Origin of the sequence: Dryocola boscaweniae, from assembly GCF_025215095.1 — a bacterium.
Lineage (GTDB): Bacteria > Pseudomonadota > Gammaproteobacteria > Enterobacterales > Enterobacteriaceae > Dryocola > Dryocola boscaweniae.
Window position 1 is genome coordinate 53992 of the sequence record NZ_JALHAP010000082.1, and the last position, 14666, is coordinate 68657.

General features: G+C 52.6%; 11 protein-coding genes and 2 tRNA genes. 9 read left to right on the forward strand and 4 right to left on the reverse strand.

Going from position 1 to position 14666, the window contains the following annotated elements:
• Positions 1-193: 193 nt before the first annotated feature.
• The 4 genes from MUA00_RS17625 to narI are packed head-to-tail and all read left to right on the forward strand — an operon-like array spanning position 194 to position 6850.
• Positions 194-3940, forward strand: coding sequence for a nitrate reductase subunit alpha (locus tag MUA00_RS17625; RefSeq protein WP_271124303.1), 3747 nt, complete (start codon positions 194-196; stop codon positions 3938-3940).
• Positions 3937-5472, forward strand: a complete 1536-nt coding sequence (gene narH / locus MUA00_RS17630; RefSeq protein ID WP_271124304.1) for a nitrate reductase subunit beta — start codon at positions 3937-3939, stop codon at positions 5470-5472. The genes MUA00_RS17625 and narH overlap by 4 nt, the downstream gene beginning before the upstream one ends.
• The gene (gene narJ, locus MUA00_RS17635; RefSeq protein ID WP_271124305.1) at positions 5469-6170 is read left to right on the forward strand and encodes a nitrate reductase molybdenum cofactor assembly chaperone; all 702 of its coding nucleotides are present in this window, start codon (positions 5469-5471) and stop codon (positions 6168-6170) included. Before narH ends, narJ begins: the two co-directional genes overlap by 4 nt.
• A 2-nt stretch (positions 6171-6172) precedes the next feature.
• Positions 6173-6850: a respiratory nitrate reductase subunit gamma gene (gene narI / locus MUA00_RS17640; protein WP_271124306.1), complete on the forward strand. Its 678-nt coding sequence runs from the start codon at positions 6173-6175 to the stop codon at positions 6848-6850.
• Positions 6851-7109: 259 nt separating this feature from the next.
• On the opposite strand, the gene MUA00_RS17645 is transcribed toward narI, so the two are convergent.
• From MUA00_RS17645 to MUA00_RS17660, 4 genes are all read right to left on the reverse strand, one after another.
• Positions 7110-7194, reverse strand: a tRNA-Tyr gene (locus MUA00_RS17645).
• Between the two features lie 187 nt (positions 7195-7381).
• A tRNA-Tyr gene (locus tag MUA00_RS17650) sits at positions 7382-7466 on the reverse strand.
• A gap of 157 nt (positions 7467-7623) precedes the next feature.
• Positions 7624-8466 carry a formyltetrahydrofolate deformylase gene (purU, locus tag MUA00_RS17655; RefSeq protein WP_271124307.1) on the reverse strand — a complete coding sequence of 281 codons (843 nt, stop codon included), beginning with the start codon at positions 8464-8466 and terminating at the stop codon, positions 7624-7626.
• 60 nt (positions 8467-8526) lie between these two features.
• Entirely contained in the window at positions 8527-8985 is a 459-nt protein-coding gene (locus MUA00_RS17660) for a YchJ family protein (RefSeq protein WP_271124308.1), read from the reverse strand.
• Positions 8986-9098: 113 nt separating this feature from the next.
• On the opposite strand from MUA00_RS17660, the gene rssA reads away from it, so the two are divergent.
• The 5 genes from rssA to MUA00_RS17685 all read left to right on the forward strand — a co-directional run bounded on the left by rssA (position 9099) and on the right by MUA00_RS17685 (position 14614).
• Positions 9099-10007, forward strand: coding sequence for a patatin-like phospholipase RssA (gene rssA, locus MUA00_RS17665; RefSeq protein WP_271124309.1), 909 nt, complete (start codon positions 9099-9101; stop codon positions 10005-10007).
• A gap of 93 nt (positions 10008-10100) precedes the next feature.
• A complete protein-coding gene (gene rssB, locus MUA00_RS17670) occupies positions 10101-11114 on the forward strand; it encodes a two-component system response regulator RssB (protein WP_271124310.1) in 1014 nt (337 codons plus the stop codon).
• 201 nt (positions 11115-11315) lie between these two features.
• On the forward strand, positions 11316-12224 hold the full coding sequence (galU, locus tag MUA00_RS17675; RefSeq protein WP_271124311.1) for a UTP--glucose-1-phosphate uridylyltransferase GalU: 909 nt from the start codon (positions 11316-11318) through the stop codon (positions 12222-12224).
• 24 nt (positions 12225-12248) lie between these two features.
• On the forward strand, positions 12249-13589 hold the full coding sequence (locus tag MUA00_RS17680; RefSeq protein ID WP_271124312.1) for a UDP-glucose dehydrogenase family protein: 1341 nt from the start codon (positions 12249-12251) through the stop codon (positions 13587-13589).
• A 14-nt stretch (positions 13590-13603) separates the two neighbouring features.
• Positions 13604-14614, forward strand: coding sequence for an NAD-dependent epimerase (locus MUA00_RS17685; protein ID WP_271124313.1), 1011 nt, complete (start codon positions 13604-13606; stop codon positions 14612-14614).
• Positions 14615-14666 lie beyond the last annotated feature (52 nt).

Here is a 14666-nt window from a genome sequence, read left to right on the forward strand (position 1 = left end):
ACTAAAACAAGTAGTTGTCTTTTTATCGCGAATTATCCTTTGGTGGTATATGGGCCGCTTTGCCAGACAAGCAACATCTACGCAGTTGATCGTTATCAATTATCTCTTTATATGAGCACGTTAACTTGCAAGCCAAATCAGCAATGTCGATTTCACCAGAAGAGCCTCCAGGCTCCACATCAGGAGAACCCCGATGAGCAAGTTTCTTGACCGGTTTCGTTACTTCAAACAGAAGGGTGAAACCTTTGCCGATGGACATGGCCAACTGCTTGATACCAATCGCGATTGGGAAGAAGGCTACCGCCAGCGTTGGCAGCACGATAAAGTTGTGCGTTCCACCCACGGTGTAAACTGCACCGGTTCCTGTAGCTGGAAGATTTACGTTAAAAGCGGCCTGGTCACCTGGGAAACCCAGCAAACCGATTACCCGCGCACCCGTCCCGATATGCCAAACCATGAGCCGCGCGGCTGCCCTCGAGGCGCCAGCTACTCCTGGTATCTCTACAGCGCTAACCGCCTGAAATATCCGCTGATGCGTAAGCGTCTTATCAAGCTGTGGCGCGAAGCGAAAACTCAGCATGCCGATCCGGTCAACGCCTGGGCTTCTATCATCAACGACCCGGAAAAAGCGAAAAGTTATAAACAAGCCCGTGGTCGCGGTGGTTTTGTCCGTTCGAGCTGGCAGGAAGTGAACGAGCTGATCGCTGCGGCAAACGTCTTTACCGCAAAAACTTTCGGGCCTGACCGTATCGCCGGCTTCTCACCGATTCCTGCAATGTCGATGGTCTCTTACGCTTCCGGCGCGCGCTACCTTTCCCTGATTGGCGGCACCTGCCTGAGCTTCTATGACTGGTATTGCGATTTGCCTCCTGCGTCGCCAATGACCTGGGGCGAGCAAACCGACGTGCCGGAATCCGCGGACTGGTACAACTCCAGCTACATCATCGCGTGGGGTTCTAACGTTCCTCAGACTCGTACGCCGGATGCCCACTTTTTCACAGAAGTTCGTTACAAAGGCACCAAGACCGTTGCGGTGACGCCGGATTACGCTGAAATCGCTAAGCTGTGCGACCAGTGGCTGGCGCCGAAGCAGGGTACCGATGCCGCAATGGCGCTGGCGATGGGCCATGTGATGCTGCGCGAGTTCCATCTGGATAACCCAAGCCAGTATTTCACCGACTACGTTCGACGTTATACCGATATGCCGATGCTGGTCATGCTCGAAGATCGCGACGGATTTTATGCCGCTGGCCGTATGCTGCGCGCATCTGATTTGGTGGATGGCCTGGGCCAGGAAAATAATCCGCAGTGGAAAACCGTTGCTGTAGATAATCAGAGCGGCGATCTGCTGGCGCCTACGGGCTCCATCGGCTACCGCTGGGGCGAGAAGGGCAAATGGAATCTGGAGCAGCGCGACGGCACCAGCGGCGAAGAAACCGAACTGCGCCTGAGCCTGCTGGGCAGCCATGATGAAGTAGCGGAAGTCGGCTTCCCTTACTTTGGCGGTGAAAGCAGCGAACACTTCAGCAACGTTAAGCTTGATAACGTGCTGATGCATAAACTGCCGGTGAAACGTATTCAACTGGCCGATGGTTCCAGCGCATTAGTGACCACCGTTTACGATCTGACCCTTGCCAACTACGGTCTGGATCGCGGTCTGAACGATGAAAACTGTGCGACAAGCTATGACGATGTGAAAGCCTATACCCCGGCCTGGGCCGAGCAGATAACCGGCGTTTCCCGTCAGAACATTATCCGTATCGCACGTGAGTTTGCCGATAACGCCGACAAGACGCACGGTCGCTCGATGATCATCGTCGGCGCAGGGATGAACCACTGGTTCCATATGGATATGAACTACCGCGGGCTGATCAATATGCTGATCTTCTGCGGCTGCGTTGGCCAGAGCGGCGGCGGTTGGGCGCACTATGTGGGCCAGGAAAAACTGCGTCCGCAAACCGGCTGGACTCCGCTGGCGTTTGCCCTTGACTGGCAGCGTCCGCCACGCCATATGAACAGCACCTCCTTCTTCTACAACCACTCCAGCCAGTGGCGCTACGAGTCGTTGACGGCGGAAGAACTGCTTTCTCCACTTGCGGATAAATCCCGCTACAGCGGCCATTTGATTGACTTCAACGTGCGTGCTGAACGTATGGGCTGGCTGCCGTCAGCTCCACAGTTGAACACTAACCCGCTAACCATTGCGGCTCAGGCAAAAGCGGCTGGCATGAGCCCGGCTGATTACACCGTTCAGCAGTTAAAAAGCGGCGACATTCGTTTTGCGGCTGAACAGCCGGATGCGGGCAATAACCATCCGCGCAACCTGTTTGTCTGGCGTTCAAACCTGCTGGGCTCTTCCGGTAAGGGGCATGAATACATGCTTAAGTATTTGCTCGGCACCGAAAACGGTATTCAGGGCAAAGATCTTGGCAAAGAAGGCGGCGTAATGCCGCAAGAGGTTGAGTGGGTGGACAACGGCCTCGACGGCAAGCTGGATTTGGTGGTGACGCTCGACTTCCGTCTGTCTAGCACCTGCCTGTACTCCGACATCGTCCTGCCTACCGCCACCTGGTATGAAAAAGACGATATGAATACTTCGGATATGCATCCGTTTATTCACCCGCTTTCTGCCGCCGTCGACCCCGCCTGGGAATCGAAGAGCGACTGGGAGATTTATAAAGCCATCGCGAAGAAATTTTCTGAAGTGTGCGTAGGCCATCTGGGGAAAGAAACCGACGTGGTAACGCTGCCAATCCAGCATGATTCCGCAGCGGAACTGGCCCAGCCATTCGGCGTAATGGACTGGAAAAAAGGCGAGTGCGATCTCATTCCGGGTAAAACCGCTCCACATCTGGTCACGGTTGAACGTGATTATCCGGCGACGTATGAGCGCTTTACTTCCGTTGGCCCGCTGATGGAAACCATCGGTAACGGCGGTAAAGGCATTGCCTGGAATACGCAGACCGAAATGGATCTGCTGCGTAAGCTGAATTACACCAAGGCAGAAGGCCCGGCGAAAGGCCAGCCTATGATTAACTCGGCAATTGACGCCGCCGAAGTGATCCTGACACTTGCGCCGGAAACTAACGGCCATGTTGCGGTGAAAGCCTGGGCTGCGCTCAGCGAGTTTACCGGCCGCGACCATACGCATCTGGCGACGAATAAAGAAGAGGAAAAAATCCGCTTCCGCGATATTCAGGCGCAGCCGCGTAAAATCATCTCAAGCCCGACCTGGTCCGGTCTTGAAGATGAGCACGTGTCTTACAACGCTGGCTATACCAACGTCCACGAGCTGATTCCATGGCGCACGCTGTCCGGCCGTCAGCAGCTCTATCAGGATCATCAGTGGATGCGTGATTTCGGCGAAAGCCTGCTGGTTTACCGTCCGCCGATTGATACCCGCTCCGTGAAAGGCGTGATGGGCAAAAAATCCAACGGTAACCCGGAAAAAGCGTTGAACTTCCTGACGCCGCACCAGAAATGGGGCATTCACTCAACCTACAGCGATAACCTGCTGATGCTGACGCTCTCGCGCGGCGGCCCGATTGTGTGGATGAGTGAAACCGATGCCAAAGATTTGGGTATCGAAGACAACGACTGGATTGAAGTGTTCAACAAAAACGGTGCGCTTACCGCGCGTGCGGTCGTCAGCCAGCGTGTGCCGGAAGGCATGACGATGATGTACCACGCTCAGGAACGTATCGTGAACCTGCCGGGTTCTGAAATCACCGGTCAACGTGGCGGTATTCATAACTCCGTAACCCGTATTAGCCCGAAACCGACGCACATGATTGGCGGCTACGCGCAACTGGCCTATGGCTTTAACTACTACGGTACGGTGGGTTCAAACCGCGATGAGTTCGTGGTGGTTCGTAAGATGAAAGACATTAACTGGTTAGACGGTGAAGGCAACGACCAGAAACAGGAGAGCGTAAAATGAAAATTCGTTCACAAGTCGGCATGGTGCTGAATCTTGATAAATGCATCGGCTGTCACACCTGTTCTGTGACCTGCAAAAACGTCTGGACCAGCCGCGAAGGGATGGAGTACGCGTGGTTTAACAACGTGGAAACCAAACCGGGTATCGGGTATCCGAACGACTGGGAAAACCAGGAGAAATGGAAGGGCGGTTGGATCCGTAAAATCAACGGCAAACTGCAGCCGCGCATGGGCAACCGCGCCATGCTGCTGGGTAAAATCTTCGCTAACCCGCATCTGCCGGGCATCGATGATTATTACGAGCCGTTTGATTATGACTACCAGCATCTGCATAACGCGCCGGAAGGGAAACATCAGCCGATAGCGCGTCCGCGCTCGCTGATAACCGGCCAGCGTATGAACAAAATCGAAGCGGGTCCGAACTGGGAAGAGATCCTCGGCGGCGAATTTGAAAAACGCGCCAAAGATCAGAACTTCGAGAACATGCAGAAGGCGATGTACGGCCAGTTTGAAAACACCTTCATGATGTATCTGCCGCGCCTGTGCGAACACTGCCTTAACCCGGCGTGCGTGGCGACCTGCCCGAGCGGCGCAATCTACAAACGTGAAGAAGACGGCATTGTGCTTATCGATCAGGACAAATGCCGCGGCTGGCGCATGTGCGTTACCGGCTGCCCTTACAAAAAGATCTACTTCAACTGGAAGACCGGCAAGTCTGAGAAATGCATTTTCTGCTACCCGCGTATTGAAGCCGGTATGCCGACGGTCTGTTCCGAAACCTGCGTGGGCCGTATTCGTTACCTTGGCGTGGTGCTCTACGATGCGGATGCGATTGAAGAAGCAGCAAGCACCGAGCATGAGAAAGATCTGTACGAACGTCAACTGGGCGTGTTCCTGAACCCGAACGACCCGGCTGTTATTGAACAGGCGCTGAAAGACGGCGTTCCACAGAGCGTTATTGATGCCGCTCAGCAATCGCCGGTTTACAAAATGGCGATTGACTGGAGGCTCGCGCTGCCGCTGCATCCTGAATACCGCACGCTGCCAATGGTCTGGTATGTACCGCCGCTGTCGCCAATTCAGTCCGCGGCTGACGCGGGCCAGTTGCCGCACACCGGTATTTTGCCTGACGTGGAGAGCCTGCGTATTCCGGTTGAATATCTGGCAAACCTGCTGACCGCGGGTGATACCGCGCCGGTTATCAGCGCGCTGAAACGCATTATGGCAATGCGTCATTATAAACGTGCCGAAACGGTAGACGGCGTTCACGATATCAGCGCCCTGGAGGAAGTCGGTTTGACCGAAGCGCAGGCGCAGGAAATGTATCGCTATCTGGCTATCGCTAACTACGAGGATCGTTTTGTGATCCCAACCAGCCATCGCGAACTGGCGGCGGATGCTTTCCCTGAGCGTAACGGCTGTGGTTTCAGCTTCGGCGATGGCTGTCACGGCAGCGACAGCAAGTTCAATCTGTTCAATAGCAAACGCATCGACGCTATTGATGTATCCAATAAAACGGAGCCACACGCATGATTGAACTTCTGGTTATTTCTCGTCTGCTTGAGTACCCGGATGCTGCCCTGTGGCAGCATCAACAGGAGTTGCACGATGCGCTGGCAGAAGGCGAGGCGTTGAATCTGCAACAAGCTGCGCAGCTTAAAGATTTTATCGCGGCGCTGTGTGGCCGTGATTTGCTGGACGCGCAGGCGAGCTACAGCGAATTGTTCGACAGGGGGCGTGCGACATCTCTGTTGTTGTTTGAACACGTTCACGGCGAGTCGCGCGATCGCGGTCAGGCGATGGTCAATCTGATGGGGCAATACGAGCAGGCTGGTATGGAAATCGACAGTCGCGAGCTGCCGGATCATCTGCCGCTTTATCTTGAATATCTGTCGCAGCGTCCGGCTGCGGAAGCGCGTGGCGGTTTGCAGGACGTCGCGCCGATTCTGGCCTTGTTAAGCGCACGTCTGAAACAGCGTGAAAGTGATTACGCCGTGCTGTTTGACGTGTTGCTTGGCCTGTCGGAAAGCAACGTGGCGGTTGATAGCGTAAGCAAGCAAATCGCTGACGAAGCACGTGACGATACGCCACAGGCGCTGGATGCGGTGTGGGAAGAAGAGCAGGTGAAGTTTATTGCCGACCAGGGCTGCGGTGAGTCCGAAATCACCAGTCACCAGCGTCGTTTTGCCGGGGCTGTGGCTCCGCAGTATCTGAATATTGGAGGAGAGTGATAATGCATTTTCTGAATGTGTTCTTCTATGACATCTATCCGTACCTTTGCGGTACGGTTTTCCTGCTCGGTAGCTGGCTGCGCTATGACTACGGCCAGTACACCTGGAAAGCAGGCTCCAGCCAGATGCTCGACAGAAAAGGCATGAACCTGGCGTCAAACCTGTTCCACATTGGGATTCTGGGCATTTTTGCCGGTCACTTACTCGGTATGCTGACCCCACACTGGATGTACGAGTCTTTTTTACCTGTCGATGTGAAGCAAAAAATGGCGATGATTGCCGGCGGCGCGTGCGGAGTAATGACTCTGGTAGGCGGTTTGCTGTTGCTTAAACGTCGTCTGTTCAATCCGCGTATCCGTGCGACCTCTACCGTGGCCGACATTCTGATCTTAAGCCTGCTGATGATTCAGTGCGCGCTGGGTCTGCTGACTATCCCATTCTCGGCACAGCATATGGACGGCAGCGAGATGATGAAACTGGTGGGCTGGGCGCAGACGGTGGTCACCTTCCAGGGCGGTGCATCTGAGCATCTGGACGGCGTGGCGTTTATCTTCCGCGTGCATTTAGTGTTGGGCATGACGCTGTTCTTACTCTTCCCGTTCACCCGTCTGGTGCACGTGTGGAGCGCGCCGGTTGAATATCTGACGCGTAAGTACCAGGTAGTTCGCGCCCGTCGCTGAGCGTTGCGTAAAGAGTGACAAATACCTGGCTTCGGCCGGGTATTTTTTTGCCCGTTGTTTGGTTCAGGCGGGTGGATCTTCGTTTACCCGCCCTACAAAATTCGGAAGTGAGCAGGGGGCCAAAACCAGAAATAGAGTAGGTTGGATGCGAATGCGTCATTCACCGTGCATTTCGCACGCGTAATAAGGTTGCGAATATTTCACTAATGGGAATATGGGATATGTGCGATTTGGAATAAGTCTGAAGACTTTCAGAAGATGGTGGCGGGGGAAGGATTCGAACCTTCGAAGTCGATGACGGCAGATTTACAGTCTGCTCCCTTTGGCCGCTCGGGAACCCCGCCTGGGGTATTTTATTTTCAGATAAACCAGACTGGAGCTGGTTATCAGAACGGAGTGGGAAGGATGACCGTTGCTGATGCAACGTTGTCTCACTACGTTCGACTCGAACCTTAATCGAAGCTTCTCGTTCTTCCCCATGAAAAATCTGGAAGAGAGTTGCTCGTTTGATGATTAATACGAGTTTGTAAATGGTGGTGGGGGAAGGATTCGAACCTTCGAAGTCGATGACGGCAGATTTACAGTCTGCTCCCTTTGGCCGCTCGGGAACCCCACCACGGGGTATAACATTTACTGGCCTGCTTCCTTAGGCTGGAAGCGGGGCGCATCATATCAAATGAAGCGCCGCTGTAAAGCTTTCACTGTAAGAAAATGAATCGTCTGCCGTTTTTTTACGCGTAACGTTGTAAAGCTAAACAATTCATCTGCGGGCGTTACAGAATAATGGTGCGATTGCCGTACACGAAAACACGCTGGGCCAGAACCTGATACAGGGCGCGGCTTAACACATTTTTTTCCACGTCGCGGCCAGCTCTCATCATGTCTTCTGCGGTATAAGTGTGATCCACATGAATCACGTCCTGCATGATGATTGGGCCTTCGTCCAGATTATCATTCACATAGTGCGCCGTGGCGCCGATAATCTTCACGCCGCGCTCATACGCCTGATGATAAGGGCGTGCGCCGATAAATGCCGGCAGGAACGAGTGGTGAATATTGATTATCTGGTTAGGGAAACGTGATACGAACGAAGGCGTAAGCACGCGCATATATTTGGCCAGCACAACATAATCCGGCTCATAAGCAGCGATAGCATCTGCCATCTGCGTGTCGTGTTCTTCGCGGGTCATGCCTTCGTGGCTGACAAGCTCGAAAGGAATATCGAAGCGTTCAACCAGCGTGCGTAGCGTATCGTGATTGCCGATAACGGCGGCGATTTCAACGTCAAGGCCGCCGTAGTTGGCTTTCATCAGCAGATCGCCCAGGCAATGCGCTTCTTTGGTGACCAGAATGACGACGCGGCGACGGCCGGCCGGCGTCAGTTCGCGTACGGAACCTTCAGGCAACGCTCCGTCCAAATCGGCAAGCAGAGTGGCGTCGTTGAAGATCCCTTCAAGTTCGGTACGCATGAAAAAGCGGCCGGTGCGGTGATCGACGAATTCGTTGTTTTGCACGATGTTTAATTCGTGCTTGTAACAGATGTTGGTGATCCTGGCGATCAGGCCTTTCTGGTCAGGGCAGATAGTGCGGAGAACTTTTCGTTGCAGTGCTTGCATCGCTTGGTAAATCCTGTGAACTGTGTTTGCTAAACAAGAGTGTGGTTACGGTTCTGAAGCTTACCGCCCACAACATTTTTTAAATTTTTTCCCGGAGCCGCAAGGGCAAGGGTCGTTACGACCCAACTGCGGGCGCGTACCGTCGACATAATACCACTGACCAGATTCTTTTAAGAAACGGGAACGTTCGATAATCGCGCTTTCGCGGTCCCGATCTTCGAAACGCGCAACAAAACTGACATATCCTTCATTGTCGTCCCGGCCACTGGTCTCTTCAAAGAGGGTTAAACCCAGCCATTGCGTACCGATAAAACTGGCAGAAATATCGGCGCTTAACGTTTCATGACGCGCCGTCGGATGCCAGGTTGCCAGCAGATATTCCGCGTCCTGCATCACATATGCGCTGTAGCGTGAACGCATAAGCTGAGCTGGCGTCGTGGGCAGGCTTTCCCCGCGTAGGTAAGGCTGGCAACATAGGCTATACTCCAGACCGCTGCCACAAGGACAAAGTTGCGCCACAGTAACTCCTTATAAATAGAAAATGGCGTAATGACGCCAGGCAGCGTTATGTTAACCGAGCAGTGGCGAAGGCGCCACGGGATGAAAATCCTGAAGAGATTGACCGAGGCGGAATGAGACAGGTAAAAATCGGCCTGGCGTTAGGGTCGGGAGCAGCAAAAGGTTGGGCGCACATTGGCGTGATCAATGCGTTAAAGCGGGCAGGCATTCAGATTGATATCGTAGCAGGATGTTCGGTAGGGGCGCTGGTCGGCGCCGCTTATGCCTGCAACAGGCTGCCTGTGATGGAACGTTGGGTCAGATCGTTTGGCTACTGGGACGTTTTACGTCTGATGGATCTTTCCTGGCGTCGCGGAGGCTTACTGCGCGGCGAAAGAGTTTTTAACAACGTTCGCAAAATTATCCCTGAAGAATCAATCGAAGCCTGTCACCTGCGCTTTGGTTCCGTTGCATGTAACCTGAGTACCGGGCGAGAGCTGTGGTTTACCGATGGCGATTTACATCAGGCCGTGCGAGCCTCGTGCAGTATGCCGGGTCTGCTTTCACCTGTGGGTTATAACGGCTACTGGCTTGTGGACGGAGCCGTGGTGAATCCTGTTCCTGTCTCACTAACTCGCGCTTTAGGCGCTGATATCGTCATCGCAGTAGATTTGCAGCATGACGCGCATCTGATGCAACAGGATTTGCTGTCTGTGAATATGACCGGACCGATAACCGAAGAGATTGGACAACCCGCCACCTGGCGCGGCCGCCTGCGTGAGCAACTGGGAAAAATGAAAAACCGGCGAACCTTCACGACGCCGACGGCGATGGAAATCATGACCACGTCGATTCAGGTGCTGGAAAACCGCCTGAAACGTAACCGCATGGCGGGCGACCCGCCGGATATTTTGCTCCAGCCATTTTGTCCGCAAATCTCTACGCTCGATTTTCATCGCGCAGCCGAAGCCATCACCGCCGGTTCTCAGGCGGTAGAAAAAAAGATGGATGAGCTGCTACCGCTGGTCCGTACTCATGACTGAGTATTGGGTTTTTACACATCTTCAGGTAATTCTGACAGGCGCTCAAAGCCATACCATGCCACTATTTACTTATTGCCAGTCAGAGGAGAGAGCATGACACAGCCACTTGCGGGAAAACAAATTCTCATCGTTGAGGATGAGCCCGTATTCCGCTCCCTTTTGGACAGCTATCTTTCCTCGCTTGGTGCCATCACCTCCGTAGCGTGGGACGGCGTTGATGCGCTGGAGAAAATGCTGGGTGTGTCTCCTGATTTGCTGATTTGCGATATTGCCATGCCGCGTATGAACGGGTTGAAACTGGTTGAGCATATCCGCAACGAGGGCAACCAGATCCCTATTCTTGTGATTTCCGCGACGGAAAATATGTCGGACATCGCTAAGGCGTTGCGCCTGGGCGTGCAGGACGTTCTGCTTAAGCCGATAAAAGATCTCAACCGCCTGCGTGAAACCGTTTTCGCCTGCCTCTATCCGACTATGTTTAATTCTCGCGTCGAGGAGGAAGAGCGCCTTTTCCAGGACTGGGATGCGCTGGTAAGCGATCCACAGGCTGCGGCGAAACTGCTCCAGGAACTACAGCCGCCGGTTCAGCAGGTCATGTCCCATTGCCGGGTTAACTATCGCCAGCTTGTCGCGGCCGACCAACCCGGTCTCGTGCTTGATATCGCGCCCTTATCTGAAAACGATCTCGCCTTTTATTGTCTTGATGTCACACGTGCCGGAGATAACGGCGTGCTGGCGGCATTATTGCTGCGCGCGCTTTTTAATGGCCTGCTCCAGGAACAACTTTCCCATCAGCGTCAGCGCCTGCCGGAATTAGGTAGTTTGCTCAAACAAGTGAATCAGTTATTGCGTCAGGCAAATCTGACCGGACAATTTCCGCTCATTGTTGGTTATTACCATAGTGCATTAAAAAACCTCATTTTGGTTTCCGCCGGACTTAACGCAACGTTAAATACCGGCGAGCATCAAATTCAGGTCAGTAATGGTGTGCCATTAGGCACTCTGGGCAATACTTATCTCAACCAAATCAGCCAGCGTTGCGACGCCTGGCAGTGCCAGGTGTGGGGCGCAGGTGGTCGTTTACGCTTAATGTTGTCTGCGGAATGAGCACCTGACTCACTGATTACATTTAGCTTTTCTCCCCCGCCTGGGCTGGTGGTAATATCGCGCCATACCGATTCGTATTAGTCTTAAATTACCCGCGCCGCAGGTAATCAGCGGCAGATTTACTTTTTAAGCTGATATACTCGAACGCGTTTTTAAATTGACGAACAAGTTTAACACTTGAACAGTCCAGGAGGTTTTTCAATGGCTGCCATTAATTCTAAAGTTAGAAAAGCAGTAATCCCTGTTGCGGGATTAGGAACGCGTATGTTGCCAGCTACCAAGGCAATTCCGAAAGAGATGCTGCCGCTGGTAGATAAACCCTTAATTCAGTATGTCGTGAATGAATGTATCGCGGCAGGTATTACTGAAATTGTTCTGGTTACTCACTCTTCGAAAAACTCCATCGAAAACCACTTCGATACCAGTTTCGAACTGGAAGCCATGCTGGAAAAACGCGTTAAGCGTCAGTTGCTGGAAGAAGTTCAGGCGATTTGCCCGCCGCACGTCACCATTATGCAGGTTCGTCAGGGTCTGGCCAAAGGCCTGGGTCATGCGGTGCTGTGCGCTCATCCGGTTGTCGGCGATGAGCCAGTGGCGGTGATCCTGCCGGACGTGATTCTCGACGAATTCGAATCCGATCTTTCCCAGGACAACCTGGCAGAGATGATTAAACGTTTTGATGCTACCGGCTACAGCCAGATTATGGTCGAGCCTGTAGAAGATGTGACCGCCTATGGCGTTGTTGACTGTAAAGGCGTTGAGTTAAACGAAGGCGACAGCGTGCCGATGGTGGGTATCGTAGAAAAACCTAAAGCCAACGTGGCTCCATCAAACCTTGCCGTTGTAGGCCGTTACGTGCTTAACGCTGACATCTGGCCGCTGCTGTCCAAAACGCCTCCGGGCGCTGGCGACGAAATCCAGTTGACCGACTCTATCGCTATGCTGATGGAAAAACAGACTGTTGAAGCCTACCACATGAAAGGCGTGAGCCATGACTGCGGTAATAAACTGGGCTACATGCAGGCGTTTGTGGAATACGGCATCCGTCACAAGACCCTTGGCGAAGATTTCAAAGCCTGGCTTGAAGAGACCGTTGGCGCGAAGAAGTAATTCAATTCAACGCAGGATAGAAAGATGAAAGTTACCGTATTTGGTATCGGCTACGTTGGGCTTGTACAGGCAGCAGTGCTTGCAGAAGTCGGCCACGAAGTAATGTGTATCGATGTCGATGCAAAAAAAGTAGAAAATCTGAAAAACGGCGTGATCCCGATTTTTGAACCAGGCCTGACGCCGCTGGTTAAGAAAAATTACGAAGAAGGTCGTCTGCTGTTCAGCACCGATGCTGAGATGGGTGTACACCATGGCGAAATGCAGTTCATCGCCGTAGGCACTCCGCCAGACGAAGACGGCTCTGCGGATCTGAAATACGTGACCGCGGTTGCCCGCACCATCGCACAGCATATGAATTCTCACAAAGTGGTGCTGGATAAATCAACCGTTCCCGTGGGCACGGCGGATAAAGTCCGCAGCGTGATGGCGCAAACCCTCAAAGAGCGTGGCGTTGAGATCCCATTTGATGTCGTCTCAAACCCTGAGTTTCTTAAAGAGGGGGCAGCAGTTTCTGACTGTATGCGTCCTGAACGTATCGTCATTGGTACGGATAACGAAGATGTGGTGGATTTGCTGCGTGAACTCTACGAGCCGTTTAACCGCAATCACGACCGTATGATCCTGATGGATATTCGAAGCGCCGAGCTGACCAAATACGCCGCTAACTGCATGCTGGCGACCAAAATCAGCTTTATGAACGAGATTTCAAATCTGGCAGAGCTGTTAGGCGCAGATGTTGAAAAAGTGCGTCAGGGCATTGGTTCCGATCCGCGCATTGGCTATCACTTTATTTATCCTGGCTGCGGCTATGGCGGTTCCTGCTTCCCGAAAGACGTGCAGGCATTGATTCGTACCGCCGAGCAAATTGGTTACCAGCCACGTCTGTTGCAGGCGGTTGAGCAGGTTAACCATGCGCAAAAGCTAAAGCTTCCTGAGTTTATTCAGCGTCACTTTGGTGAAGACCTGAAAGGTAAAACCTTCGCGCTGTGGGGGCTGTCTTTCAAACCTAATACCGATGATATGCGTGAGGCCTCCAGTCGTGTTCTGATGGAAGCGCTATGGGAGCGCGGGGCGCAGGTGCAGGCGTTTGATCCAGAAGCTATGGACGAAACCCAGCGCATCTACGGGCATCGTACAGACCTGAAACTGATGGGCACCAAAGAAGCTGCACTTCAGGGCGCTGATGCGCTGGTCATTTGTACCGAATGGCAAAGCTTCCGCGTGCCAGATTTTGACGTTATCAAAAAATCCCTGAAGCAACCTGTTATCTTTGACGGCCGTAACCTGTATGATCCTGAAAGACTCAGCAAACGCGGCTTTGTTTATTATGCAATTGGCCGCGGAGCATCCATTAATATTGCGTAATAAATGAGGGTTGTATGAAATTTCTGGTTACCGGCGCAGCAGGCTTTATAGGATTCCATGTTAGCGAGCGTCTGCTTGCTGCCGGTCACCAGGTTATCGGTATCGATAACCTGAATGACTATTATGATGTCAACCTCAAGCTCGCCCGCCTTGATTTACTTAAACCAAATCCTCAATTCCACTTCGAAAAAATTGATCTCGCCGATCGCAGCGCGATGGAGCAGTTATTCGCGACGCATCAGTTTAATCGCGTAATTCACCTGGCCGCTCAGGCTGGCGTACGTTATTCAATCGATAATCCGCATGCATATGCCGATTCTAACCTTGTCGGCCATTTGAATGTGCTGGAAGGCTGTCGTCATAATAAAGTGCAGCATTTGCTGTATGCGTCATCAAGTTCTGTGTATGGCTTAAATCGAAAACTGCCATTCTCAACCGATGATTCCGTCGATCATCCGGTTTCTTTATATGCGGCGACTAAAAAAGCCAACGAATTGATGTCGCACACCTACTCCCATTTATATGGCATACCGACAACGGGGCTGCGTTTTTTCACCGTTTATGGCCCGTGGGGTCGGCCGGATATGGCGTTATTTAAATTCACCCGCGCAATTGTTGAGGGTAATAGTATTGATGTGTACAACCACGGACAAATGCGCCGTGATTTTACTTATATTGATGATATTGCCGAAGCGATTGTGCGTTTGCAGGATATCATTCCACAAGCTGATGCTTCATGGACGGTAGAACAAGGATCGCCTGCGGCCAGTTCTGCGCCTTATCGCGTATATAACATCGGTAATAGTAATCCGGTAACGCTGATGGATTATATCACCGCGCTTGAGTCTGCGCTGGGTAAGGCCGCCCGCAAAAATATGATGCCGATGCAACCAGGCGATGTCCTGGAAACGAGTGCCGATACGAGCGCGTTATATGACGCGATAGGCTTCCGGCCTCAAACCACGGTCGTGGATGGCGTGGCACGCTTTGTTGAATGGTATAAGACCTTTTATAAGGTAAGTTAATAAGAAAAAAAGGAAGCGATGGCTTCCTTTTTATTTGGACATAAAAAATCCC

What these genes read in the sequence shown, in the direction of transcription:
- MUA00_RS17625 (WP_271124303.1), top strand. Translation starts at nt 194, where the DNA reads ATGAGCAAGTTTCTTGACCGGTTTCGTTACTTCAAACAGAAGGGTGAA.
- narH (WP_271124304.1), top strand. Translation starts at nt 3,937, where the DNA reads ATGAAAATTCGTTCACAAGTCGGCATGGTGCTGAATCTTGATAAATGC.
- narJ (WP_271124305.1), top strand. Translation starts at nt 5,469, where the DNA reads ATGATTGAACTTCTGGTTATTTCTCGTCTGCTTGAGTACCCGGATGCT.
- narI (WP_271124306.1), top strand. Translation starts at nt 6,173, where the DNA reads ATGCATTTTCTGAATGTGTTCTTCTATGACATCTATCCGTACCTTTGC.
- purU (WP_271124307.1), bottom strand. Translation starts at nt 8,466, where the DNA reads ATGCAAGCACTGCAACGAAAAGTTCTCCGCACTATCTGCCCTGACCAG.
- rssA (WP_271124309.1), top strand. Translation starts at nt 9,099, where the DNA reads ATGAGACAGGTAAAAATCGGCCTGGCGTTAGGGTCGGGAGCAGCAAAA.
- rssB (WP_271124310.1), top strand. Translation starts at nt 10,101, where the DNA reads ATGACACAGCCACTTGCGGGAAAACAAATTCTCATCGTTGAGGATGAG.
- galU (WP_271124311.1), top strand. Translation starts at nt 11,316, where the DNA reads ATGGCTGCCATTAATTCTAAAGTTAGAAAAGCAGTAATCCCTGTTGCG.
- MUA00_RS17680 (WP_271124312.1), top strand. Translation starts at nt 12,249, where the DNA reads ATGAAAGTTACCGTATTTGGTATCGGCTACGTTGGGCTTGTACAGGCA.
- MUA00_RS17685 (WP_271124313.1), top strand. Translation starts at nt 13,604, where the DNA reads ATGAAATTTCTGGTTACCGGCGCAGCAGGCTTTATAGGATTCCATGTT.